The sequence below is a fragment of the Plesiomonas shigelloides genome (genome assembly GCF_900087055.1).
In the GTDB taxonomy this organism is placed as follows: domain Bacteria; phylum Pseudomonadota; class Gammaproteobacteria; order Enterobacterales; family CAMTGL01; genus Plesiomonas; species Plesiomonas shigelloides.
Map to the genome: position 1 here is coordinate 2,850,483 of NZ_LT575468.1, position 25,797 is coordinate 2,876,279.

21 protein-coding genes and 1 tRNA gene are annotated in these 25,797 nt (G+C 52.7%); 8 read left to right on the plus strand and 14 right to left on the minus strand.

The annotated features are described in order from the left end of the window. Positions 1-372: 372 nt before the first annotated feature. From nfrB to NCTC9997_RS12740, 3 genes are all read left to right on the plus strand, one after another. Positions 373-2,592, plus strand: a complete 2,220-nt coding sequence (nfrB, locus tag NCTC9997_RS12730) for a cyclic di-3',5'-guanylate-activated glycosyltransferase NfrB (protein WP_064978193.1) — start codon at positions 373-375, stop codon at positions 2,590-2,592. Continuing rightward, positions 2,592-5,588 (plus strand): NfrA family protein, encoded by a 2,997-nt coding sequence (locus tag NCTC9997_RS12735; protein WP_064978194.1) that lies wholly within the window; start codon positions 2,592-2,594, stop codon positions 5,586-5,588. The genes nfrB and NCTC9997_RS12735 overlap by 1 nt, the downstream gene beginning before the upstream one ends. Positions 5,589-5,662: 74 nt before the next feature. Continuing rightward, the gene (locus tag NCTC9997_RS12740) at positions 5,663-6,526 is read left to right on the plus strand and encodes a DUF4434 domain-containing protein (protein ID WP_082935599.1); all 864 of its coding nucleotides are present in this window, start codon (positions 5,663-5,665) and stop codon (positions 6,524-6,526) included. 122 nt (positions 6,527-6,648) lie between these two features. On the opposite strand, the gene NCTC9997_RS12745 is transcribed toward NCTC9997_RS12740, so the two are convergent. Then, complete coding sequence (locus NCTC9997_RS12745) at positions 6,649-6,993, minus strand: cystatin domain-containing protein (protein ID WP_064978195.1); 345 nt, start codon at positions 6,991-6,993, stop codon at positions 6,649-6,651. 37 nt (positions 6,994-7,030) lie between these two features. Here NCTC9997_RS12745 and NCTC9997_RS15350 point away from each other — a divergent pair, with 37 nt between their 5' ends. After that, positions 7,031-7,273 (plus strand): hypothetical protein, encoded by a 243-nt coding sequence (locus tag NCTC9997_RS15350; protein WP_152135732.1) that lies wholly within the window; start codon positions 7,031-7,033, stop codon positions 7,271-7,273. Positions 7,274-7,850: 577 nt separating this feature from the next. On the opposite strand, the gene cspE is transcribed toward NCTC9997_RS15350, so the two are convergent. From cspE to xerD, 7 genes are all read right to left on the minus strand, one after another. After that, positions 7,851-8,063: a transcription antiterminator/RNA stability regulator CspE gene (gene cspE, locus NCTC9997_RS12755; RefSeq protein WP_010864638.1), complete on the minus strand. Its 213-nt coding sequence runs from the start codon at positions 8,061-8,063 to the stop codon at positions 7,851-7,853. A gap of 590 nt (positions 8,064-8,653) precedes the next feature. After that, a tRNA-Gly gene (locus NCTC9997_RS12760) sits at positions 8,654-8,727 on the minus strand. 264 nt (positions 8,728-8,991) lie between these two features. Further along, a complete protein-coding gene (lysS, locus tag NCTC9997_RS12765) occupies positions 8,992-10,506 on the minus strand; it encodes a lysine--tRNA ligase (RefSeq protein ID WP_010864639.1) in 1,515 nt (504 codons plus the stop codon). 9 nt (positions 10,507-10,515) lie between these two features. Then, a protein-coding gene (prfB, locus tag NCTC9997_RS12770; RefSeq protein ID WP_106911789.1) for a peptide chain release factor 2 occupies positions 10,516-11,614 on the minus strand; the annotation gives its coding sequence in 2 pieces (ribosomal slippage) (positions 10,516-11,538 and positions 11,540-11,614; 1,098 coding nt in all). A gap of 86 nt (positions 11,615-11,700) precedes the next feature. Further along, entirely contained in the window at positions 11,701-13,428 is a 1,728-nt protein-coding gene (gene recJ / locus NCTC9997_RS12775; RefSeq protein WP_010864641.1) for a single-stranded-DNA-specific exonuclease RecJ, read from the minus strand. A 113-nt stretch (positions 13,429-13,541) separates the two neighbouring features. Further along, positions 13,542-14,240 carry a bifunctional protein-disulfide isomerase/oxidoreductase DsbC gene (gene dsbC, locus NCTC9997_RS12780; RefSeq protein WP_064978196.1) on the minus strand — a complete coding sequence of 233 codons (699 nt, stop codon included), beginning with the start codon at positions 14,238-14,240 and terminating at the stop codon, positions 13,542-13,544. Positions 14,241-14,295: 55 nt separating this feature from the next. Further along, positions 14,296-15,144: a site-specific tyrosine recombinase XerD gene (gene xerD / locus NCTC9997_RS12785; RefSeq protein ID WP_115150356.1), complete on the minus strand. Its 849-nt coding sequence runs from the start codon at positions 15,142-15,144 to the stop codon at positions 14,296-14,298. A 169-nt stretch (positions 15,145-15,313) separates the two neighbouring features. On the opposite strand from xerD, the gene fldB reads away from it, so the two are divergent. Continuing rightward, positions 15,314-15,844 (plus strand): flavodoxin FldB, encoded by a 531-nt coding sequence (gene fldB / locus NCTC9997_RS12790; RefSeq protein ID WP_010864644.1) that lies wholly within the window; start codon positions 15,314-15,316, stop codon positions 15,842-15,844. Between the two features lie 76 nt (positions 15,845-15,920). Here fldB and brnQ read toward each other — a convergent pair whose 3' ends face one another. Both brnQ and NCTC9997_RS12800 read right to left on the minus strand, forming a co-directional pair. Next, the gene (gene brnQ / locus NCTC9997_RS12795; RefSeq protein ID WP_010864645.1) at positions 15,921-17,231 is read right to left on the minus strand and encodes a branched-chain amino acid transport system II carrier protein; all 1,311 of its coding nucleotides are present in this window, start codon (positions 17,229-17,231) and stop codon (positions 15,921-15,923) included. A gap of 278 nt (positions 17,232-17,509) precedes the next feature. Beyond that, positions 17,510-18,298, minus strand: a complete 789-nt coding sequence (locus NCTC9997_RS12800; protein WP_082935562.1) for a tRNA1(Val) (adenine(37)-N6)-methyltransferase — start codon at positions 18,296-18,298, stop codon at positions 17,510-17,512. Between the two features lie 114 nt (positions 18,299-18,412). Between NCTC9997_RS12800 and srmB the strand changes: the two genes are divergently transcribed. Further along, positions 18,413-19,825: an ATP-dependent RNA helicase SrmB gene (gene srmB / locus NCTC9997_RS12805; protein WP_082935563.1), complete on the plus strand. Its 1,413-nt coding sequence runs from the start codon at positions 18,413-18,415 to the stop codon at positions 19,823-19,825. A 136-nt stretch (positions 19,826-19,961) separates the two neighbouring features. Here the strand turns inward: srmB and yaaA are convergent, their stop codons facing one another. Beyond that, positions 19,962-20,738, minus strand: coding sequence for a peroxide stress protein YaaA (yaaA, locus tag NCTC9997_RS12810; protein ID WP_064978197.1), 777 nt, complete (start codon positions 20,736-20,738; stop codon positions 19,962-19,964). Positions 20,739-20,907: 169 nt separating this feature from the next. Continuing rightward, complete coding sequence (locus NCTC9997_RS12815) at positions 20,908-22,353, minus strand: alanine/glycine:cation symporter family protein (protein WP_036770007.1); 1,446 nt, start codon at positions 22,351-22,353, stop codon at positions 20,908-20,910. A 492-nt stretch (positions 22,354-22,845) separates the two neighbouring features. Between NCTC9997_RS12815 and tal the strand changes: the two genes are divergently transcribed. Continuing rightward, positions 22,846-23,799 (plus strand): transaldolase, encoded by a 954-nt coding sequence (tal, locus tag NCTC9997_RS12820; RefSeq protein ID WP_064978198.1) that lies wholly within the window; start codon positions 22,846-22,848, stop codon positions 23,797-23,799. Between the two features lie 190 nt (positions 23,800-23,989). After that, positions 23,990-24,169: a DUF3545 family protein gene (locus NCTC9997_RS12825; protein ID WP_010864651.1), complete on the plus strand. Its 180-nt coding sequence runs from the start codon at positions 23,990-23,992 to the stop codon at positions 24,167-24,169. Positions 24,170-24,260: 91 nt separating this feature from the next. Here NCTC9997_RS12825 and NCTC9997_RS12830 read toward each other — a convergent pair whose 3' ends face one another. Both NCTC9997_RS12830 and ung read right to left on the minus strand, forming a co-directional pair. After that, positions 24,261-24,806, minus strand: a complete 546-nt coding sequence (locus NCTC9997_RS12830; protein ID WP_064978199.1) for a hemerythrin domain-containing protein — start codon at positions 24,804-24,806, stop codon at positions 24,261-24,263. Between the two features lie 284 nt (positions 24,807-25,090). Continuing rightward, positions 25,091-25,762 carry a uracil-DNA glycosylase gene (gene ung / locus NCTC9997_RS12835; RefSeq protein WP_413463044.1) on the minus strand — a complete coding sequence of 224 codons (672 nt, stop codon included), beginning with the start codon at positions 25,760-25,762 and terminating at the stop codon, positions 25,091-25,093. Positions 25,763-25,797 lie beyond the last annotated feature (35 nt).

The following is a 25,797-nucleotide window of genomic DNA, read 5'->3' on the forward strand; positions in this document are numbered from 1 at the left end:
GGCTGGGGGTTAGGGGTAGCAGATCTCCGGTCAGTTGCGTGCCTGATGGCGTTTTCGCAGTGCGTGCTGGGCCTAGCTAAAGCGAAAACTTGCATTGGTATGACATTTGTTTAACAAGCCATTTTTATACTGCTCATTTTCATCGCCTATCTCGGTCACACAATGAAGCAAAAAAGCCTTTGAGCGCCTTTTTGGCTAAATGCTACCATGGTCAAAATTACAGCGAAACGGCTATTTAGTGCATCAAAAAACCAATCAAATGCACATTTAGCAAAGGAATGCTCCCATCTATTACAATAAAGCCGGATAAAATACTAAAAACATTCTCCATCTGTTCTCTATTTTCCGGCATATAACCCAAGGCAATGACGAATGATTGATGCATTCATCACCTATTTGTATGGTCTAAAACTGATCGCCATAACTCTCGCCGTGCTGATGTTAATCAGTGGCCTCGACGATCTGTTTATCGATATCACGTACTGGACGCGGCGTATCAAGCGTGCATTGACGGTGTATCAACGTCACCCACGCATGCACCACGATGCATTATATAAACCGGATGAAAAACCGCTGGCCATCATGGTACCGGCGTGGAATGAAACTGGGGTGATCGGCAATATGGCTGAATTGGCCGCCACCACGCTCGACTATGAGAACTACCATATTTTTGTCGGCACCTACCCCAACGACCCAGACACCCAACGTGATGTGGACGCCGTGTGCGCCCGCTTTGTAAATGTGCACAAAGTGGTGTGTGCCCGACCCGGCCCCACCAGCAAAGCCGATTGCCTGAACAACATTCTCGATGCGATCACCCAGTTTGAGCGCAGCGCCAATTTCACCTTTGCCGGCTTCATTTTGCATGATGCCGAAGATGTGATCTCCCCGCTCGAGCTGCGCCTGTTCAACTACTTGGTTGACCGCAAGGATCTGATCCAGATCCCCGTCTATCCGTTCGAACGGGAGTGGACGCACTTTACCAGCATGAGTTACATCGATGAGTTTGCCGAATTGCACGGTAAAGATGTTCCGGTGCGCGAAGCGATTGCCGGTCAAGTACCGAGCGCGGGCGTGGGTACCTGTTTTAGCCGCCGAGCAGTGATGGCACTGCTTAAAGACGGTGATGGGATCGCCTTTGATGTGCAGAGTCTCACTGAAGACTATGACATCGGCTTTCGTTTAAAAACCAAAGGGATGGAAGAGATTTTTGTCCGTTTCCCAGTAATTCCAACAGAGCCTTCCGGAAAACGCCCGTGGCTACAAAGCCAGCGCTCGGCCAATACCATTTGTGTACGGGAATATTTCCCCGATACCTTCACTACCGCCATGCGGCAAAAATCGCGCTGGATTATCGGGATTGTCTTTCAAGGCTTCAAAACGCACCGTTGGAGCGACAACCTGACCATTAACTACTTTCTCTGGCGTGATCGCAAAGGCGCCATCAGTAATTTTCTCAGCTTTGCTGCCATGATCTTGATGCTGCAGTTGATTGTGCTGTATCTGTATCAACATTTTTGGCCGGATGCGTGGCAATTTTTATCCATTTTCAGCGGTGGCCCTTGGCTGAAAACCTTACTTTGGCTCAACTTTGCCTTGATGCTCAATCGGATAGCGCAGCGGATTATTTTCGTGACCGCGTATTACGGCATTAAGCAGGGGCTGTTATCGGTATTGCGCCTGTTTTGGGGCAACCTGATCAACTTTATGGCCAACTGGCGTGCCATTACTCAGGTCATTCAGCACGGTGATCCGCGGCGCGTGGCGTGGGATAAAACCACCCACGATTTTCCAAGTGTCACCGGAACCAATCGCGCGTTACGGCCACTCGGCCAAATCTTAGTAAGCCAAGGCGCACTAACCGATGCCCAATTGGAACAAGCGTTGACCAACCGGATTGAAGGGTTACGTCTGGGCGGAATGCTGGTGCACCAAGGCATCATCACGTGTCGCCAACTGGCGGCCGCATTGGCCGAGCAAAGTGGTGTTGCGATGGAATCCATCGATGCATGGTCTTTGGATCCCGCGTTAATTGCGCAAATGCCGGCCTCTGTGGCGTTGCATTATGCCGTACTGCCGGTGCGTTTAGAGCACGATACGCTGGTGGTAGCCAGCGAATACAATATTGACCCCGTCTCGCTGGCCGCGTTGGGGCGCAAGATGCAGCTCCCGATCCGCTATGTCATCGTGCCACGCGGACAAGTGGTGGTGGGTTTACGCCACTGGTATGCCCGCCATCCAGGCAGCGATGAGCGCGCGTTACTCACGCACGCAGAACAACAAGGCTGGCTTAGTCGTGACCAAAGCGCACAACTTTGGCAGCGCTTTGTTTCGCAGCAAATTCTGTTTGCCGAAATTCTGACCTCACTTGGCCATATCAATGCAGCCGCGATGAAGGCTTTGCTCCTGCGTCACGAGCGCTGTGAGCAACCGCTGGGCGCATTTTTAGTCAATGAAGGCGTCATTAGCCCACAAACACTAACGCGAGCACTGGAATTACAGGACGAATTACAGGTATCTATGACGCAGCTGTTGCAACAATCCGGTCTCAGCCATCAACAGTTACAGCAATTGCAACAGGAGGTGGCCTGATGTCTCTTCCCTATGCACGCTCCACATTCGCGGTCATGCTGTACTGCGCCCTGAGTGGCACATTACTGGCTGCAAAAACACCGGATGCCAAGGGCAGTGAACTGTCCGCGCCGAATTGGGGCATGAGTGATTACCACTACTTCATCTCCTATCCACACCTGCAAAAAGCCATGCAGGCGATGAAGAACAATGATGCACATACGGCAATTACCCAGTTTGAGCATGTGCACCGTGAAGTGCCGGATAATATAGCGGTAACACTGTACTTGGCCGAAGCCTATCGCCATTTCGGGCGCAATGAACAAGCCGTACAGTTACTGCAACATCAATTAAAGCGCGCGCCGGGCAACCGCGCATTACGCCAAGCGCTCGATGCCATCCCGATCCCCCTTGATAAGCAGATCACCCGCACCGAACTGCTGGCGCAGCAAGCAAGGTGTGACCAAGAGCCCACTCTACGTTGCCGCGCTGCCGTAGGACAAGCTGCATTACACCTGAGTGCCCTCGATATTGCTGCAGCTCAACTGCAAGACCCGAATTTTGCCAACAGCGCCGTAGGGCACACGCTACGCACCGACTTACAGCAACGCGCTATTTATCTCAAGCAGTGGCAATATGTAGAGCCTGAGTTCAATGCATTGCGCCAGCAAGGCAAACTTAGCGCGGCGCAAGCAGAGCAATGGTTTCAGATCCTACTACTGACCCGTGACTATAACCGCCTACAGCAGTTGCAAGCGCAAGGCGTGATGGATAGCCCAGCACAACGCTTAGCCTATGCCAGCGAATTAGCCCAACAAGGTCAACACGCTCGCTTACGCCACTATTTAGCACAAACGCCTGCACCCGCCTTTACGAATGCTCAACAAGAGCAAGGCTGGCTGTATCTGCTGTCACGCTACAGTGCCAATCCGCAGCAAGCAGTACTGAACTTCCCGGCCCGTTTTAGCGCTAACCAACAATGGATTGCCCAGCGCCGCTTAGAAGGGCTAATGCAAGCCAAAGACTATTCGGCCGCACAAACCTTCTTAGCCAACTATCCGGCCAACCAATGGTTAGAGACTCGGTTTAGCCTCAGTTTGCAGCAACCGGGAAATACCCATAGCCTGGCGTTAGCCCAGCAGCTGTATCGGCAGCAGCCGAGCAACAGCCAGCTGCTCGATACGCTGTCCTACCGTTTACTGCAAGCGGGCAAATCAGCGGCGGCCATTGAGTTACTGCTCCAGCACTATCCATTCCAAGGTCCATATCACGGCCCATATAACAGAACCGTGCGTTCACAGCTGGCCACCCGTCTGTTTGAGTTGTTGGAGCGTTATCCGCAGTACGTCACACCGGCCGTTTTGACGCGATTATCCCGACCACAGCCGGATGTGAATTTGCGTTTGCAGCAAGCGAGCTGGCTGGCATCACGCCATGACTGCGCCGCAGTCACTACGCTGTTGGGAAATCTGTCGCCGGCATACCCTGCAGCCAGTTGGGATTTGCTGGGTAACTGCTACCAAAAACAGCTGCCAGGACTCGCGCTGTATGCGTATCAGCAAAGCGAGCAACGTCAACCATCCCATTACAATCAGTTGGCAATCGCCTACCAAGCCGCCGCAGTACAAAACTATCCGCAGGCCGAACACTACTGGCAGCAGTTACCGACCAACACACTTAGCGATGAAGATTTACTGGCTGCCGCCAGCACCGCGCAAGCCGCTGGCAATGCTACGGCGCTCGGCCACTGGCTATCGCTGATGCAGCAACGCAGTATGGGCGGTTATGCCGGCTACTGGTGGTTAACTGCGCAGCATACGCCAAAATCCGACCCACAGAGCGCGCTTAGCGCCCTGGATAAGGCAATACACCTAAAACCGCTCGCACGCTTTTACGCGGCGCGCGCCGTGATCTGGCAACAGCTCAAACAACCTCAATCGGCGCTAGCCGATTTGCGCCAAGCGCACCGTATGGAGCCGGATAATGCCGATTACCAAGCCGCGCTCGGCTATGCGTTATTGGATGAGGGCGATTATGCAACCGCTCGAACGTTGATGCGGCAAGCCTTGCACACCATGCCAGACGATCCGGGCTTAATTCGCCAACTCGCTTACGTAAACCAGCGTTTAGGTGATGACCCACAAACCTTGCGCTATGCCGCGCAGGCGATTGCCGATATCAGCAACGCAGCCGCGCCGTATCCGCTAAGCGCAGCACAGCAACAAGAGCAATTTGCCCTACGCCGCCTGTACACTGACACCACCCAACGTTGGACATTCAGTGCCGACAGTTTGTTAGGCCTGCAATCCAGCGCCCTGACGAGCGCGAATAGCGGCAGCGCCCAGCCCGGTCGAAGTTATCGCAGTTATGGTCAACTGGAAGCCAACTACCGCATTGGCCGCAATCAACTGCGCAGTGGCGATACGCTGTTTGCTTACTCGCGTATATTTGCTGGCAGCGGCGAAAACGGTAATCTGCTACCGGTGAACGATCCCATGCTCGGCGCGGGGATCCGCTGGAAGCCGTTTTTCAGTCACACCTTCTATCTGGCGGCAGAGCAACAGATCCCCCTCACCGCGCAATCAGGTAAGGCCGATGTCATGCTGCGCGCCAGTGCCTCGTTACTCAACGGCGGTAAATTTAGTGATGATTGGCATCCCAACGGGAAAGGCTGGTTTGCGCAAAACCTGTATCTGGACGCGGCCTACTATGTCCGCCAAAATCAGCAATCGTATACCGCCGATTATCGCGCCAGTTGGCATCGAAAAATTGCCGCAGGGCAAACCGTTGAGCCGTATGCGCATATCCAATACAACAGCTTCCACGATGAGCTGATCCACAGTACCGGTTTAACCGGTGTGGGTGTACGCTGGAATATCTGGAGCGGCCAGACCCGCGACAAAGCTTGGCCGAATAAGGTCAGTGTTGGCCTGGAGTATCAACATACGTTCAGTAGCCATAATCCATTCAACGATGATAATAACAGCGTATTTATGACCCTAGGAGGCCGCTGGTGATCGCACAGGTTCGCACTCTTATCGCCTCACTCCTGCTCGGGGGATTACTGCTGATCGCCCCATCGGCGCAGGCCATGAATGCCGTTATCTACCAACCACAAAACCGCGATCGCCAAGTCTCCACGGCTCAATGGCAAACGTTGATGCAACAGCTCAAAACCATGGGGATGGATACGCTCGTTTTGCAATGGACGCGCTATGGCGATGCCTTTGCCAGCGAAGAAGATCAGCAATGGCTACAACGCCAAGCGCGGCTAGCCCACGCAGCGGGATTGCAGATAGTGGTTGGCTTGTTCGCCGATCCCGATTTTTTTGCCCGCCAACAGCAGCCGGATGCAGCACTGGGTAACTACCTCAACCGGCTGCGTAGCGAAGATCGGGCCCAAGCCCAGCGCTGGCTGGAGGCTGCCGATAGCGTGCCGGTCAGTGGCTGGTATATCAGCGCGGAGGTTGATGATGTGAATTGGCGCGCCCCCGAGCGTCAAGCATTGGCCAAGAATTGGCTACAGCGGGAACGACTGGAGCTCCAGATGCTGTCACGCCAACCGGTATATATCAGCAGCTTTTTTGCCGGTAACATGTCGCCGCAAGGCTATAGCGCCTTGATCAGTGAGTTATCAGGCAGCGGCGTACAATTTTGGATCCAAGATGGGCGCGGCGTCGGCAAACTCTCTGGTGCTGAGCGAGCCTTGTATCTACAAAGCAGTGCTGGCTGCACCTTGGATAACCGCGCAGCGTCGGCCTCGACCACAACCCCAGCCGCTGGCGTGGTGTATGAAATTTTCCGCGCACTACCCGGCCAGCAATTTCATGCTGAACCAGCTTATCCTTCGGATGCCGCGGTATTACGCAGTATCCCGCCTTGCGCAGGAAAAGATAGCGTGTTGTTCTCACTGCGTTACTTACCGGCCGCCAAAGGTGTGCTAAGTTATCAGTAAGGCGTAAAGAATGGCATTTGCTCGCCTCACATAAAACCACCGCGCAGAATAGCAAAAGGGCGCACTACACAACGTAGCGCGCCCTTCTCAATGATTGCACTGCCTATATGGCAATATGGCCATTACTGATTAGCCGGAATACGGTTCAATGCATGCAGCTCTTCATGTCCATCCAGCGCACGGTAAACCTGCGCCTGCCAACGGGAACCGTCAGCCAGCTGGTAGATCACTTTGTAGTTCATTCCTGATACTACCTGCTGCTGCACCGCAATCACTTTGTCCAACTTAGAAGATACATTGGACGCTTTAAATGCAAATTCAGCGGCTTGCTTGGCTTGTGGAGTTACCTCGGCTGCACTCCAACCGCCCATCAGAGGCTTTTGCGCAGGTGCAGGCGCAGCATAGCTACTAAGGCTTACGCCGCTCAAACCGGCGCACAGTGCCGCAACCATCAGCATTTTCTTCATCTTGTCTCTCCGTGTTAACGCTCATTTTGAGCCATACATGAATAACACTAAAAGTGTGATTTATATCACCATGCCACATTTACACGCCAAATACAAATCAGCTACAGCCGTAACAATTGAGCGTGCCGTGCACTGTATCCACGTATTGCAGGTGATATCGAGTCCCACTCATCTAATGAGCACCAGCAGAGAAAAAAGATCAGTTGAGAGGCAACTAAACGCCATGCTGCAAGGGAATATTATTATTTTTCGTCAGCAACGCGTTTATTGGCAAAAATGAGAGGTTAATCGGCGCAAAGAGAGCAACGCTCAATCATTGCGATAATTAACTGATGTAGGAATATTAAAAAGACCATCAAACGTCAACGCCGGCAAGCATCATGCCGTGGCATGAATTGTTACGATAGAACAGCGAAATTACCGACTAATGCATCGCGGGAATAAATATTACCCCGACTGGTACTTTCACAATAGTTGATACTGATGCCAACACTACTATGCCCACTATAAAAATGGATGTGACGAATAAGCGCATCACTATTTAATTGATGCAATGAGGATTCCCAAGAGAAATCACCCACAGTGAATTTTATAATCATTATTTTAATTCTTCAGTTATTTTCTTAATGATTTCTTTATTTTGGTAAAACCAAAATCTGCTTCTGCCATTAACTTTGGCCATAAAAAACCTTATATATTATTCAACGCTGAATTTCTGTAGCCTTTCAACGTCAATATAAAGTTGATTCAAAGCAATCAATAACAGAAATAACAGGATAGGAAATCGAACGGGTATCGAGGATAACGGTGACAAGGAAAACGGGCGGCTGGCGCCCGCTTTCAGGTATCAGAGAGGCTTACAGCGCGGTAACGTTAGACGCTTGTGGGCCTTTGGCACCTTGCTCAACATCAAAAGAAACCTTTTGGCCTTCTTTCAATGTTTTGAAACCTTCAGAGATAATGGCACGGAAATGTACAAATACATCTGCGCCGCCGTTGTCTTGAGCAATAAAGCCAAAGCCTTTATCTTCGTTAAACCATTTTACTGAACCAGTGCTTTTAGTAGACATAATACGTCCCTTTTCTTAATTAAATTATTGTGTTGCGCTGAGGAAACGAATTATTTATGAGGCAAGAAGCTAAGGGAAACACTAAGGAATAACAACGGTTACGCGGGAATTCTGAGGGTTTTTCTTTTACTTTACGCTTTATTAATAACTCTCTTAACAACAGAGCCATTGCATTATGGCTGGGTTAGCTACCTAAGTAAAGGTTTATTTTTCATTTAATTTTCTTTTTCGCTAAACGCCCCGCCCTACGCATCATTTATTTTTCTCTCATCTTTTCTCTTGTCACCGCGCATCAGCAATCAGAGCCACGCCAACAGGATGTAAAGGTGCTTTTTCATGGCCATGCTGAATGACAATAGTGCGTGATGAATGTTGAGCCGTCTTAATGCACCTCGTTGCATTGCCGTTTATCGCCAATGGCAACGCATTCCTATTTCATCATGTCAGCGAAAATGGGAATGATGACTAAACGCCAAAGCACTAAAAAGCAATTGATACAGTAACCCGATGAAAAGCAAAAATAAAAATAAAGAAGCTAGAGGGATATGACACAAAATAACACGTAGGAGAGTGACTCAAGAAGGCATGAATGGAGCGGGTGAAGGGAATCGAACCCTCGTATGCAGCTTGGGAAGCTACCGTTCTACCATTGAACTACACCCGCACACGCCGTAATTCGAAAACGATTATAACCCCCTGCCTGCGCACTGCAAGACTAAAGAGGCTTAACTGATTGAGAATTAAGCAGGAAAAAGTATGGATAATTGTTTCCGTGCAGCATATCGCATTTCTGCGTCATCACTCGCAACCGTGATGTCTAGCGCCACCCTCACCACCGGCGCGCCACTTCAGAGACCAACCGTTGCTACCCATAAAAAAACGGAGCCCATAGGCTCCGTTTTCTGGTTCTTAGCGTAACGCGTCTAACTTATTTTTGCAGACGCATCGCAGGGAACAGGATCACGTCACGGATGCTCGGCGCGTTCGCGAAGATCATCGCCAGACGGTCGATACCGATACCTTCACCGGCTGTTGGTGGCAGGCCGTATTCCATCGCCATGATGTAGTCAGCATCGTAGTGCATTGCTTCGGCATCACCGGAGTCACGCTCTACCAGCTGCTGACGGAAACGACGATCCTGATCTTCTGGGTCGTTCAACTCGGAGTAAGCATTCGCGATTTCACGCGCACCGATGAACAGCTCGAAGCGGTCAGTTACGGTTGGATCTTCATCGTTAGCACGTGCCAGCGGAGAAGTTTCTGCTGGGTGCTTGGTGATGAAGGTTGGCTGAATCAGGCAATGCTCAGCCAGCTCTTCGAAGATCTCAACTTGCAGACGACCTACGCCCCACTGTGGCTGGTACTTGATACCGTGCGCATCACAAGTCGCACGTGCAGCTTCCAGCGTATCCAGTTGATCCATGGTCAGCTCAGTGTACTTCACAGTCGCTTCCGCTGGAGTCAGACGGTCGAACGGCTTACCGAAGTCATACACGTGGTCACCGTAATGAACGGTGGTGCTGCCCAGAATGTTCATGGCCAGTGTACGCAGCATGTCTTCGGTCTTGTCCATCAGATCGTTGTAGTCAGCATACGCCTGGTAGAATTCCAGCATGGTGAATTCTGGGTTGTGACGAGCAGACAGACCTTCGTTACGGAAGTTACGGTTAATCTCGAACACACGCTCCATGCCACCGATCACCAGACGCTTCAGGTACAGCTCTGGCGCGATACGCAGGAACATTTCTTGATCCAGTGCGTTGTGGTGAGTCGCAAATGGCAGTGCAGTGGTACCACCCGGAATTGGGTGCAGCATCGGGGTTTCCACTTCCACGAAATTCTGCTCTTCCAGATAACGACGGATGCCGCTGATCACTTTAGAGCGGATTTCGAAAGTACGACGAGATTCCGGATTGGTGATCAGATCCAGATAGCGCTGACGATAGCGCATTTCCATGTCTGACAGGCCGTGGAACTTGTCTGGTAACGGGCGCAGTGCCTTGGTCAGCAGACGTACGTCTGAACAGTGGATTGTCAGCTCGCCGGTCTGAGTCTTAAACAGCTTACCGCGTGCCCCGATGATGTCGCCCATGTCCCATTTCTTGAACTTCTCGTTGTAAACGCCCTCTGGCAGCTCATCACGAGATACATACAGCTGGATCTGACCACCCATATCCTGCAGGGTAACGAATGCAGCTTTACCCATGATACGACGAGTCATGATACGGCCCGCAACAACCACTTCTTTACCCAGTGCTTCCAGCTCTTCCTTAGACTTATCGTCGAAGGCAGCATGCAGGTCACCGGAGATGCTGTCACGGCGGAAATCATTCGGGAAAGCAATCCCTTCTTCACGCAGAGCTGCCAGCTTCGCGCGTCGGGTTGCCATCTCGCTGTTCAGATCTAATGTACTTTCTTGCTCAAGATTTTGTTGTTCAGACATGGGAGTTCCTTACAATCCGGCTTTCAAACTGGCCTCAATAAAGCGATCTAAATCACCGTCCAATACCGCTTGTGTATTGCGGTTTTCGATTCCTGTACGCAAATCCTTGATGCGGGAGTCATCCAGAACGTAAGAACGAATCTGGCTTCCCCATCCGATGTCAGACTTAGTGTCTTCCATCGCTTGCTTTTCAGCATTTTGTTTCTGCAGTTCCAGCTCATACAATTTGGCTTTCAACTGCTTCATACACTGATCTTTGTTCTTGTGCTGGGAACGGTCGTTCTGGCACTGAACCACGGTGTTGGTTGGCAAGTGAGTAATACGTACCGCCGATTCGGTCCGGTTTACGTGCTGACCACCGGCACCCGATGCGCGATATACGTCAATGCGCAGATCCGCCGGGTTAATCTCGATATCGATATCGTCATCAATTTCCGGATAAATAAACACGGAGCTAAATGACGTATGACGACGACCGCCGGAGTCAAACGGGCTCTTACGTACTAAGCGGTGCACACCGGTTTCGGTACGCATCCAGCCGTAAGCATACTCACCGCTGATCTTAATGGTGGCAGATTTCACGCCTGCCACTTCACCGTCTGAGACTTCCATAATCTCAGTTTTAAATCCTTTGCTTTCGGCCCAGCGCAGATACATGCGCAGTAACATGCTGGCCCAGTCCTGTGCTTCGGTGCCGCCAGAGCCGGCTTGCAAATCCAGATAGCAATCAGAACTGTCGTTCGGACCGGAGAACATCCGGCGGAACTCGAGCTTGGCGAGTTTGGCTTCCAGAGCGCTTAATTCAGCGACAGCTTCGTTGAAGGTCTCTTCATCGTCCGCTTCAACGGCCAGCTCCAGCAAGCCTTCCACATCTTCCAGGCCCTGATCTAATTCGTCGATGGTGTTAACCACCGCTTCCAGTGCGGAGCGCTCTTTACCCAGCGCTTGAGCACGTTCCGGCTCATTCCACACATCAGGTTGTTCTAACTCAGCATTGACTTCTTCTAGACGCTCTTTCTTGGCATCGTAGTCAAAGATACCCCCGAAGGGTATTGGTGCGCTCAGTCAGGTCTTGAATACCGTTTTTTACAGGATTGATTTCAAACATAGTGATTCGCGTCTTTACTCATCATTTTCGGGCTAAAACAGGTGAAGTCTAGCGGATTCAGGGCCTAAGTTACAGGCCGAGTTACCTTAATGCGGCTCCAGATGCTCCACCAGCAATTGCAGGCTACGGTTACCCCGAAACTCGTTGATATCCAACCGATAAGCCAGGGTCACTTTTCGCACTGACGGATCCGGCCAAATCTGAGTATCGACGTTAAATGCGATCCCATCCAGTAATGGGCCACCGTCTACCGGCTCTAGCAACATTTTCAGGTGTCGCTCACCCACTTTACGCTGCTGCAACAGGTTAAATTCCCCGTCAAACAGTGGCTCGGGGAAGTTTTGTCCCCACGGCCCGGCGGCGCGTAGCAATTCAGCGGTATGCATGCTCATCATCTCTGCCGGCAACGGACCATCAGTCCAGATTTTGCCTTGCAGTGCCGAAGGCTCGAGCCACTCGGTGACAATGTCGGCGAAACAGCGCTGAAAATCGTCGAACCGCTGTTCATGGATGGACAATCCCGCTGCCATCGCATGACCACCAAAGCGTAAAATCAATCCGGGATGACGCGAGTCAATTCGCTCTAACGCATCACGCATGTGCAGTCCGCTAATCGAACGCCCCGAGCCTTTGATAATCCCATCGCCTGCTGGTGCAAATGCAATCACGGGACGATGAAAACGCTCTTTTATGCGTGAAGCTAGAATCCCTACCACTCCTTGATGCCACTCTGGGTGAAACAGTGCAAGACCGAAAGGTAACAAATTATGATCTTGATCTAGTTTCTGGCAAAGATTTAATGCTTCCTGCTGCATACCCTGCTCAATTTCGCGCCGAGTCTGGTTTAAAACGTCCAAATCACAGGCTAACTGACGGGCTGTTGCCATATCGTCACACAAGAGTAATGCAACACCTAATGACATGTTGTCAAGACGTCCTGCTGCATTTAAACGCGGGCCCAGTGCAAACCCTAAATCGGACGCCACTAACTGAGTACGATCTTTGTTAGCGATTTCCAGCAGCGCAGTGATCCCCGGACGACAACGCCCTGCGCGAATGCGACTTAAGCCCTGCCAAATTAAAATTCGGTTATTGGCATCCAGCGGCACCACATCAGCCACGCTCCCCAGCGCCACCAAATCCAGCAGCTCGGCCAGATTCGGCTCGGCTAATTGGCGCTCACTGAACCAATTGGCTTCACGCAGACGCGTACGCAGCGCCAACATCAGATAAAATGCGACCCCAACCCCCGCCAGCGCTTTGGACGGAAACGCGCATTGCTCCAGATTCGGGTTCACGATGGCATCGGCATCCGGCAGAGTATCGCCCGGCAGGTGGTGATCGGTAACCAGCACCTGAATACCGCGCCGATGCGCTTCTTCAATCCCACTATGCGACGAAATACCGTTATCCACGGTCATGATCAGCTCTGCGCCCAGCGCTTCGGCTTGCACCACCACTTCCGGGCTTAAACCATAACCATCTTCAAAACGGTTCGGCACCAGAAAATTGACCTTGTTCGCCCCAAGGCTGCGCAGTGCCAAGACGCTCAAGGCGGTACTGGTGGCCCCATCGGCATCAAAGTCACCCACAATCGTGATCTGACGCTCGGCCAGCATGGCCTGATACAGCAACTCCGTCGCCGCATCGACACCGTGCAGCAGACGATAATCCAGCATCCCTTTTACTGAGCGCTCCAGCTCTGGCATCGATTGCACGCCACGGCTGGCATAAATTTGCCGCAGCAGCGGCGGCTGCACGGCAGACAGGTGGGCGTCATCCACATGAGGACGCCGGCAAATCTCAACGTTCATCGCTTTCTCGGATCACATGACAGTAGAGAGGGAAAACCAGCCGGATAGCCGACTCAGTCTTACACCTAAGCATGGCGCGCATTGCCGAAAGGACAATGCGCAGCCGAAGGGAGTTATTTATACGCTTTCAGCACTTCCAGCAGACCTTTCGGATCACGATAGCCCGGCAGCAGATCGCCATTTGGCAGCAAAATCGCTGGCGTGCCCTGCACCCCAAATTGGTGACCTAAAGTAAACTGCTGCGCAATCACCGATGCTTTGCTGTCTTGCGCCGGCACCTCTTTACCTGCCATCGCATCGCTAAAGGCTTGCTTGCGATCAGCGGCAGCCCAAATACCGGCCATTTGGTTGGCCGAGTTCGAGCCAATGCCGTAACGAGGGAAAGCCAGATAGCGCACGGTAATGCCCAGATCGTTGTACTCTTTCATCTCATCGTGCAACTTGCGGCAATAGCCACAGGTGGTATCGGTAAAGACGGTGACCACGTACTTCTGATCTTTGGCCTTGTACACGATCATCTCGTTGTCCATCTTGGCCAGTTGTTGCATCAGCAGCTGGTTGGTCACGTTCACCGGCTGTTGGCCAGTCAGCTGGAACATCGGCCCTTGCAGGATAAACTCACCGTTATCGCTGACATACAGAACACCGCTGTCGCTGAGTACCGTTTTCATGCCCGCCAGTGGCGATGGCTTGATCTGCGCATTGGTGATCCCCAGCGCACTCAGTTTGCTTTGGATCTGAGCATCATCAGCCTGAGCACCCTGCCAGACAAACAGACTCAGTACAGCGGCAGCAGTAAACGTCTTTTTCATGTAAGTATCCTGTTTCCGTTATTCGGTGATGCCCGCGCCAGCAGGCAGCTTAAAATTAAGCACGCGGATGATGCTCTTGATGCAGCTGTTTCAAACGCTCGGTAGCCACATGCGTATAAATCTGGGTGGTGGATAAGTCCGTGTGCCCCAGCAGCATCTGCACTACCCGCAAATCTGCGCCATGATTGAGCAGATGGGTGGCAAACGCATGGCGTAATACGTGAGGCGACAGCTGTTCACTATCAATGCCAGCGCGCACGGCGTAATGTTTTATTCGGTGCCAGAAAGTCTGACGGGTCATCCGGTTACCGCGCTGGCTCGGGAAAACCACATCCGAAGACTGCTCTCCCAGCAAGCTGGCACGGCCATAGGTCAGAAACTGCTCCAGCCAGTATAAAGACTCTTCCCCCATCGGCACCAGTCGCTCTTTGTTTCCTTTACCGATCACCCGTACCACGCCTTGACGTAGGCTCAGACTATCCATGGTCAACCCGACTAGCTCAGACACCCGCAGCCCACAGGCATACAGAAGCTCCAGCATCGCTTTATCGCGCAGCTCCAGCGGTAATTGCGGATCGGGTGCGGCCAGTAAACGCTCCACCAGCGCTTCACTCAAATCCTTCGGCAAGCGCTGTGGTAATTTGGGGCGCATCAGGATGGCGGTCGGATCATCGGCGCGCAATTTCTCACGATACAAATACTGGAATAGCCGGCGTAATGCACTCAGTAAACGTGCGGTACTGCTGGCTTTGTAGCCCTGATCGACCCGTTCGGCCAACAGCGCCTGCAAATCCAGACTACTGACGCTCAGCAAAGAAGCATTACTGCGCGCCAAACGCGCCAACAGCGGGTTGATGTCATGCCGGTACGACGCCAGTGTATTCTCCGACAGATTGCGCTCCATCCAGATGGCATCGAGAAATTGTTCGACCAGTGCGATATTTTGTAATGCGTGATCCTGCTGCACGGCTCCTCCTGTATCGGTATGGGGCTCTACGTTACCGCGCTGTGGCACAATGGCAAGCAAGATCTGCTACACTCGCGGCATTCACCACCCGGATACGGTATGTCACATGAAAATCGGCTTATTCTACGGTTCAACCACCTGCTATACCGAAATGGCAGCAGAAAAAATCCGCGATACGATCGGGGCAGAGTTGGTGACCCTGCACAATATTAAAGACACGCCACTGACCGACATGGCGCAGTACGATGCGTTGATCCTCGGCATTTCGACCTGGGATTTCGGCGAGCTACAAGAAGATTGGGCTACCCGTTGGGCGGAGTTCGACACCCCAGCGCAAACCGCCGCCCTGCAAGGCAAACTGGTCGCCTTGTATGGCTTGGGCGATCAGCTCGGTTACGGCGAATGGTTCTTGGATGCACTCGGTATGCTGCATCAGAAAGTCAGTGCCTGTGGCGCCCGCAGCATCGGTTACTGGCCCGCCGAAGGCTATGAGTTCAGTGCTTCACAAGCCCTTACCGACGATCAGCAGCATTTCGTTGGGCTGGCGCTGGATGAAGAGAGCCAGTACAGCCAAAGCGATGAGCGTATCCAACGCTGGTGTGAGCAGATCCTCACGGAAATCGCCGAACAGTTGTAAGCGGCGAGCACCAAAACAAAAACGGCGCCCAAGGCGCCGTTTTGCATTCTAAACTTTCACTTTTTTTGGCTAGTAATTAAGCCGTTTGCACCTGTGAGGCTTGCTCACGAGCAGGCAACATCAGTGCCACTACCAACGCGATTGCGGTTGGCAGTACCCACGCCATGCTCTTGCTAAACAGTGGCAGGAAGCTCATCACCGACAGATTGACACCCGCCGCCACTGCCGCATCCATCAAGCTGAACACCAGTGCCACCCCCAGAACCAAGCGATAGCTCAGCGCTGGATTTCTCAGCCATGGGCGCACGAAAGTCAGCATCACCAGACCAATGGCCAGCGGATACAGCGCGTACAGTACCGGTACCGACAGGCTGATCAAGGTGCTCAAGCCAACGTTCGCCACCACTGCGCAGATAACCCCTAAGATCAGTACCCACTGACGATAGCTCAGTGCAGTCAGGCTAGAGAAGTAATCAGAGCACGCACTGATCAGGCCAACCGCCGTGGTCATACAGGCCAGAATAACGACGGCAGACAAGATCCACTGACCCGGCTGACCGAACAGAGCTTGTACATAAGCAGCAAAGATAGCGCCACCGTTATCCAGACCACCGGCAATCGCACCAGAAGTGGCCCCCAGACGGAACAAGGACACGTACACAAACGCCAGACCCGCCGCCGCAATCAGACCGGCAATGATCAAGTAGTTACAGGTTTGCTTGGTATCGGTGATGCCTTTGCTGCGGATCACATCCACAATCAGCATGCCGAACATCAGCGCCGCAAAGGTATCCATGGTGTTATAGCCATCCAAGAAACCTTTGGTAAACGGTGTTGCGATGTAATCGCCTTGCGCAGCTTCTACCACGCCTTGCGGCGCAACGACCACGGCAACCGCCAGCACCACCAGCAGCAGGAACAGCACCGGCGTCATCACTTTACCGATGCTGTCGATCAGCGCACCACGGCTCCACGACAGCGCCATCGCGATAGCAAAGAAACCGGCAGTCACCAGCATCTGCACCGTGGCATCCGGCGCAGCAAAATACGGTTTGAGCGCCATTTCATAAGCCACCAGACCGGTACGCGGCGCGGCAAACGCAGGACCAATCACGATGAACAGCAGCACGGAAGCAAAAGTACCGAACCCAGCCGGCAGATCGCGGGTCATGTTCGGCAGACCGCCGCCCGCACGGGCCACGGCAATAATCGAAATCAGAGGTAGGCCGACAGCGGTCGCCAAAAAGCCCAGGGTGGTATACAGCGCATGGTCACCTGCCAGTTGGCCAGCCAACGGAGGGAAAATAATGTTGCCTGCGCCCAAAAAGAAGGCAAAGGTCATCATGCCCAATCCCATCACATCTTGCCATTTTAATGTCTGCTTCACGGCAATACCTCTTATTCACAAAAGTCTGTCGGTCAACACATTTACCAGAATTCAGGCAACAGAAGGCAGTGGCGAAGAAATCACCAGAAAAAACAGTCTGAATAATAAATTGGCTGGTAAACGTGAAAAGTAGTGATGCTTATTTGTCAGGATTCTGCGCCGTATCAGATTGGTAGTACACCCTGTCCGGCTGTTGATTAATTGTTAATCAGAATAACCCGCTATTTACTGTTCACTTACCAGCATCATGTATGATCCGCTTAGGCTGTGCAATGCGATCACATAAAAAGGTAAAAATCTTTTGTGAGATCCTGATAGTTGCAGTGATAACTTCCGTCAGAGTTGTTTATAACCAGTGTATTGTTCTGAGTTTTTTGGGGCGACAACCCGAATTCCAGCAGAATCCGTTGAGGTGCTTTCCCCTCGCGACCACTTACGCTTACATTTTGATAACAAAACCAGCCCTGTTGCTCCGCCGCACTTTGCAACGCCAAACCGGCGCTGTACGGCAGCACCAAACACAAGCGTCCGAGCGGGTTTAACAGCGGCCGCGCAGCGTCCAGCAAGGCTTGGTGAGTCAAGGTATCGGTATAACGTGCTTGCTCACGCTGGTTATCACGGCAGGCTACCCCAGGGGTAAAATAGGGCGGATTGGAGACAATCAAATCGAACTGCTCGGCCGGCGCTTCGGCGGCCAGCAGCTGCAGCGATAAGTGCTGAATCAGAATTTTATCTGGCCACGGCGATGCCGCGACATTCTCAGCCGCTTGCTGACAAGCATCGGCATCAATATCGATGGCGGTAATCTGTGTGTCAGATGGCGAGCGTTGTGCTAACATCAGCGCTATTAGTCCCGTTCCCGTTCCGATATCCAGAACCTTTGTCACGCCTTGCAGCGAAGCCCAGGCTCCCAGCAGGATCCCGTCCGTGCCGACTTTCATCGCGCAACGATCGTGTGCCACAAAAAACTGCTTAAAGGTAAAGCCATTACGTGGCAATGCTGCTCGCGACGGCGTTGCCGACGCATTAAGAGGCGCAGTGACAGGGGATGAGGATTTATCAGACATGGCAGACTCCGTATTGCGGGCTGCCAAGAATAGGCGAAATACATTAACGCGTGAAGGGGCGTGAAGCAAAACGCCGGCAAGGGTATAATCCCTTCCTCGCAAAAGAGGTGAACCATGGTAGCGACACAATTTTCCGAATTAGATCTTGATCCACGTCTTCTGGCTGCACTGAAGGACAAGGGCTACGAACGCCCAACCGCCATTCAGAGCGAAGCCATTCCTGCTGCCATGGAAGGCCGCGATGTAATGGGCTCGGCCCCTACCGGTACCGGTAAAACCGCCACGTTTTTGCTGCCGGCTATCCAGCACCTGCTGGACTACCCACGTAAAAAGCCGGGTGCCCCACGCGTACTGGTCTTAACACCAACCCGTGAACTGGCTATGCAGGTCGCCGATCAGGCCCGTGAGCTGGCCGCCAATACCCATTTGGCGATTGCGACCATCACCGGTGGTGTGGCGTATTTGAATCACGCTGAAGTGTTCAGCAAAAACCAAGATATCGTGGTAGCGACCCCAGGTCGTCTGCTGCAGTACATCAAAGAAGAGAACTTTGACTGCCGCGCCGTTGAAATTCTGATCTTTGACGAAGCCGACCGCATGCTGCAAATGGGCTTCGGTCAGGACGCCGAGAAGATCTCTGCCGAAACGCGCTGGCGTAACCAGACCTTCTTGTTCTCCGCTACGCTGGAAGGTGATGCGCTGCAAAACTTTGCCGATCGTCTGCTGAACGATCCGGTGAAGATCGAAGCTGAGCCGAGCCGTCGTGAGCGCAAGAAGATCCTGCAGTTCTACTACCGCGCCGATAATCTGGAGCACAAGACTGCGCTGCTGGCGCACCTGCTCAAGCAAGACGATGTCACCCGCGCGATCGTGTTTGTGCGCAAGCGTGAGCGAGTTCGTGAGCTGGTGGATAACCTACACCGTCAGGGCATTATTGCCGGTTATCTGGAAGGGGAAATGGCGCAAACCCAGCGTACCCGCGCCATTGATAAGCTGAAAAACGGCGATATCAAAGTGCTGGTAGCGACCGACGTCGCCTCCCGTGGTATCGATATCGATGACATCAGCCACGTATTTAACTTCGATCTGCCACGCACCGCCGATGCTTACCTGCACCGCATTGGTCGTACCGGTCGTATTGGCCGTAAAGGTACCGCCATCTCGTTGGTCGAAGCGCACGATTTTGACCTGCTGGGCAAAATTACCCGCTACATCAACGAAGAGCTGAAGTACCGCGTGGTCGACGAATTGCGTCCACAGACCAAAGCGCCGAAGCACGAAGGTCGTAAAGGGCCATCGAAGAAACAAAAAGAGCGGCAGAAGAAAAAACGCGCCGAGAAGCTGGAGCAGAAAACGGAAGAGAAAACCAAAATCCGGGTTCGCGACAAGAAAAACATCGGTAAGCGTCGTCAAGCGAGTAGCGAAGAGAACGTGGCCGCGAAGCAAAAGCTGGAGGCCGCTGCACGCGCCGAGCGTAAACGCGCTCTGGCTGCACAACGCGCCGCCGAGGATGAGTACGACGATTAATCGGTCAACGTACCCCACATCCCCATACACAGCCCGCCTTACGCGGGCTGTGTGCTATTTGGCGCTTACTTGCATTAGAGCTTACGTGAATTAACGTTAGAGTGAACGCAACCCTACCGCCATCACTCACCAGCACTTACAGCTCCGCATCGCGGCGGAACACCCACTCCAACTCGGTGGATGCCTCTGGGCAGTAGGCATAGCCCTCATAATCAAAATCTTTGAGCTGCTCAGGCTCGGTCAAACGCTCGGTGATGATAAAACGGCTCATCAGGCCGCGCGCTTTTTTGGCGTAGAAGCTGATGATTTTGTACTTACCGTTTTTGCGGTCTTGAAACACCGGCTTGATAATCGTCGCGCGCAACTTGGCCGGTTTCACCGCTTTGAAATACTCATCCGATGCCAGATTAATCAGCACCGCATCGCCCTGCTCTTGCAAGGCCTGATTCAATGTCTCAGTGATCTGCTCGCCCCAGAATCGGTACAGATCGGCACCTGCTGGATTGGCCAAGCGGGTACCCATCTCTAAGCGATACGGCTGCATCAAATCCAACGGCCGCAATACGCCATACAGACCGGATAACATACGCAGGTGCTGCTGGGCAAAATCAAAATCCGCTTCACTGAATTGCTCGGCCTGCAAACCGGTATACACATCGCCTTTAAAGGCCAAAATCGCTTGCCGCGCATTCTCTGGGCTAAGCGGTGGTTGCCATTCGGCAAAACGGGCCGCATTCAGGCCAGCCAGTTTGTCACTGATGCTCATCAAGGAAGCAATTTGCGCCGGAGTCAGCGCACGGCAGATGTCAATCAGCTCAGCGGCCGGTGCCAAGAGCGTTGGCTGGGTAAAACGGGTGGTAGCCAGCGGACTGGTGTAATCCAGCGTTTTGGCCGGCGAGATAACAATCAACATAGCGCGCTCATCCTCATGCGACAAAATAGGGCGACAGGCCACTCGATGCGCCTTACCGCGGCGAGCCTCGACACTCGCTCCAATCTGATGGGTTACTGTAACAAAAAAGCCACGCGGGGTTGAAGAACTCCCCGCGTGGCTTTTTCAATGGCTGCAATAGCTGAATCTGTTATTCGGCCATTTTACGCAGCGCGTCTGGATCATCCCAAATGCCCGGCTCAAGCTGGCTGTGCAGCTCAGGATACTTACGCACATCGAATACTGGCAATTTGCCAGAGTCGAGCTGTTCGTTGTAATCCTTGGCCAGCTTGATAGCGGTGCCTGACAGCAACAAGATAGCAATCAGGTTAGTCAGCGCCATCAGGCCCATAGAGATATCCGCCATCGCCCAAACAATTGGCAACTCGGCCACGGCGCCGAAAATCACCATGCCCAGAACCATGCCACGGAACATCAGCAGACGCTTATTGCCGTTATGCTCCAAGAATACCAAGTTGGTTTCTGCGTACGCATAGTTGGCGATGATAGAGGTAAAGGCGAAGAAGAACACCGCTACTGCGATGAAGATTGCGCCCCAATCACCCACCGCAGTCGACAGCGCACGTTGCGTCAGATCGATGCCGCTCATGCCCTGACCAGTTTCCAGCGTGCCGGAAGTCAGGATAATTGCCGCGGTGGCGGTACAGATAACGATAGTGTCCATAAACACGCCCAGCATCTGCACATAACCTTGTGAAGCTGGATGTGGCGGATACGGCGAAGCGGCCGCGGCGGCGTTTGGCGCCGAGCCCATACCGGCCTCGTTAGAGAACAGACCGCGTTTCACGCCGTTAATCATCGCTTGGCTAATGGTGTACGCCAAGGTACCGGCCGCCGCTTCCTGCCAACCGAACGCACTTTTCACGATCAGTGCAATCACATCCGGCAGCTTGCTGATGTTGATACCCACGACATACAGGGCCAGCAGCAGATAAACCAGCGCCATCACCGGCACAATCAGCTCTGCCACGCGGGCGATGGTGCGCACACCACCGAAGATGATCACCGCGGTCAGCACCACCAGACCAATCCCCACGCCCAGCTGCGGCACACCAAAGGCCACATGCATCGCTTGCGCAATGGAGTTGGACTGAACCGCGTTAAACACCAGACCGAAGGCGATGATCAAGAAGATGGAGAACAACACCCCCATCCGACGCATGCCAAGGCCCTTTTCCATGTAATACGCCGGACCACCACGGTAGTTGCCCTGATCATCTTTGGTCTTGTACAGCTGCGCCAACGTACTTTCGACGAACGCAGTCGCCATACCGATGAAAGCGACCACCCACATCCAGAAAATGGCACCCGGGCCACCCAGTGTCAGCGCCACGGCAACACCGGCCAGATTACCGGTCCCGACACGGGCGGCAAGACTGGTACATAAAGCTTGGAAAGAGGAGATACCGGAATCATCGGAACGACGGCTGCGACGCAAGATGGAGAACATATGACCGAAATGACGGATTTGCAGAAAACCCAATCTCAGCGTGAAAAACAGTCCAGCACCCAACAAGAAATAGATAAGCACCGATCCCCATAGGAGATCGTTAACAAACGAGATTAAGGCATTCACAGCAAACCCTCTGAAAAATAGTTATGAAATCAGATATTTAATATTAAAATTATTATAGTTGCTCCGTTTCTTCAGAGCTTATTTCTGCTGCCGTCACTGCAGTTGGCACTGCTGCGGAGCAGATTGTTCTGCCGTAGAACCAAAACAGGGTAACGGTGTATAGATAAAAAGGTCAATTTGCAATTGCTAACCAAACGATTGCGCAAAAATAAGATAGCATACACTGAAAATTGTTACAAAGATCACACCGGATAACCGTTTCCGCAAAAACCTCTGCCCTTACTCAGGTATGCCCCCACGTGCTATTATCACAAGCCAACCAGGAAGGATCTGCATATGCAATTGATGCCAGTGCAACACAGAGGTTGGGTCTGCCACCTCTTCTATTGTCTGCTGCCCTGACACCGACTGGCTTATGCAGCCGTGTACTGAATTATCCGGATAATCCGAGAACCGGTTTTTCCACGCACACCAACGTCGAGATAACTACAAATGGCTGACAAACTCTCTGCTCTACGCAAACTCACCACAGTTGTAGCGGACACTGGCGACATCGAAGCCATCAAACGTTACCAACCGGAAGATGCCACCACTAACCCGTCACTGATCCTCAACGCCGCCCAGATCCCGGAGTACGCGCCGCTGATCGATGATGCCGTTCGTTATGCCAAGGCACTGAGTCAGGATAAAGCCCAGCAAATCGTTGATGCCGCCGACAAACTGGCTGTCAACATCGGCCTGGAAATTCTGAAAATTGTTCCAGGACGCATCTCCACTGAAGTAGATGCGCGCCTGTCTTATGACACCGAAGCCAGTCTGGCTAAAGCTCGCAAGCTGATCCGTCTGTACAACGAAGCCGGGATCAGCAATGACCGTATTCTGATTAAACTGGCCTCGACTTGGCAGGGTATTCGCGCGGCAGAAATCTTAGAGCAAGAAGGGATCAACTGTAACCTGACCCTGCTGTTCTCCTTCGCTCAAGCTCGCGCTTGTGCGGAAGCCGGTGTGTTCCTGATCTCCCCATTCGTGGGCCGCATCATGGACTGGTACAAAGCCAACACCGAACAGAAGAGCTTTGCGCCGCATGAAGATCCGGGCGTCATCTCCGTGACCTCTATCTACAACTATTACAAGCAGCACGGCTACCACACTGTGGTTATGGGTGCGAGCTTCCGTAATATCGGTGAAATCACCGAGCTGGCCGGTTGCGACCGCCTGACTATCGGCCCGAACCTGCTGCAAGAGCTGGCGGAAGCCGAAGGCGAACTGCCGGTGAAACTGGCGTACCACGGTGAAGTTCTGCCGCGTCCTGCACGCATGACCGAAGCGGAGTTCTACTGGCAGCACAACCAAGATCCAATGGCCGTAGAAAAACTGTCTGACGGTATCCGTAAGTTTGCCGTCGACCAAGGCAAACTGGAGCAGATGATCGAAGCGCGTCTGTAATCGCCCAGTTGCTGTGCAACTATCTGCAAAAAGGTGCGTATATCGCACCTTTTTTGTTGCCGATCACAGCCCAGAAAATAATTCATCGCCACACAACAAAACCGTCACCAACTTGTTCTATTTTCAACCTTGCTGTGCTATTACCAAAACCGATTAACCACGTAGCACTAACACGTAGCGAGGTAACACCATGGAAGGGTATTTCTTCGACGAAACTGACACGAGTGAGAAAACTTCACGTGGAGGGAAACAGCAGAAGAAAAGGAAATGGCGTGAAATCGAAGCACTGAAAGACAAGTACCGCCTGCAACGCGAACTGAAAAGCATCGATATTCTGAACGACTACTCACTGGAAGACCTGCGTTTCTAAGCCCCTTTTCAGACCCGCCGCTGGCGGGTCTGCCGTTTCTCAGCATCTCTTAGCGTTTATCAACACAGAGTCTTGGCCACCCGCCGAAGCCTTAGCTCACCGCACTTTGTAAACGGGTCGCCAGCTGCACATATTGAGCAGTGATCGCATCGCCGAATAACGGATCGGCAGTTAACGGCTGTAATTGCCCCATCAACTGCTGCCAGTCCGCCGGTTGCAAGGTGGTTTTCAGCAAAGGAAAGATCTGTTGCTCTTCCAACACGATATGCTGACGCTGCAATGCAATGAAATAGCGTACTTTTTCCGTTAACAGCGCGGTTGGAATAATCTGGTCCGCCATCACCATCTGCAGCAGGGCATAAAACTGCTGACACGCCGCCGACAACATCTCATGGGCCTGTGCCAGTGACGCTATCTGCGCCGCCTCATCCGGATACTGGGTGCTGAAATAGGTATAAATCTGATCTTCGAGGCAGTGGTGGTGCTGTTCGGCATGTGGGATCAGGTACTCCGCCACATCGCGCAGCAGACGGTAATTTACCCCGTCGCCACGCTCTAGCCCGGCTAACTCTTCTTCCAGAACCGCCAGTAACCGGCTGATATTGGTATGCTCACGCGTCAACTGGGTCAGCAGCATGATCTTCTCCTTGTCCGTGGATATCGTCCTTGGCTTGGGGCCACACAGGACGCCCTTCCCTTCGCGATAGAAAGGCGGCGCTTGATGACCCAGACCACCGGTACTGACAATCCCCGCAGGCGCTGGTCTTCTCTAGCGTGTTATCCCCAATACTCCTTGTTGTACCACTCTCGGCCAACACTGCTGAGGATAAATGCTGATTTTTTAATCAACCTCACACACTTGAGGTGACGCGTTTCAGCTATGCAACACGGCTCGCGCTTGTAGCACGTAGCTAACTCGATTTAGAGCACCGGTTGCCAGTCAATGGCCGGTAAATTTTGCTGTGCTAACAGCTGATTCGTTTGTGAAAAGTGGCGACAACCCAAGAAACCACGGTGTGCCGACAGTGGCGAAGGATGCGGCGCCGTGAGCACATGGTGACGCTGACGGTCAATAATGCGGCCCTTTTTCTGGGCATGCGCGCCCCACAACAAGAAGACCACCCCTTGGCGATGTTCGTTGACGGCGGCAATCACACGATCGGTAAAGGTTTCCCAGCCCAACTTGGCGTGCGAATGCGCTTGACCACGCTCGACGGTCAGCACGGTGTTGAGCAGCAATACGCCCTGATCGGCCCAGCTTTTCAGGTAACCGTGCTGCGGGATCTGAAAGCCCGCAATATCCTGCGCCAGCTCTTTGTACATATTGACCAGTGAAGGCGGCACCGGCACCCCCGGCAGCACCGAGAAACACAAACCATGCGCCTGATTGGGGCCGTGATACGGGTCTTGCCCTAAGATCACCACTTTTACCTGATCAAATGGGGTGTAGCGAAAGGCATTGAATACATCGTGCTCCGGCGGATAAATCTCCTTCCCCGCCGCGCGCTCAGCCGCTACATAGGCCATGGTGTCCAGAAAATAGGGTTGCTGCTTTTCAGCGCCAATCACATCGCTCCAGTTCAGCTCGGGCATGTGCATCTCCACTCAGATAATCGTTAACAAGGCGT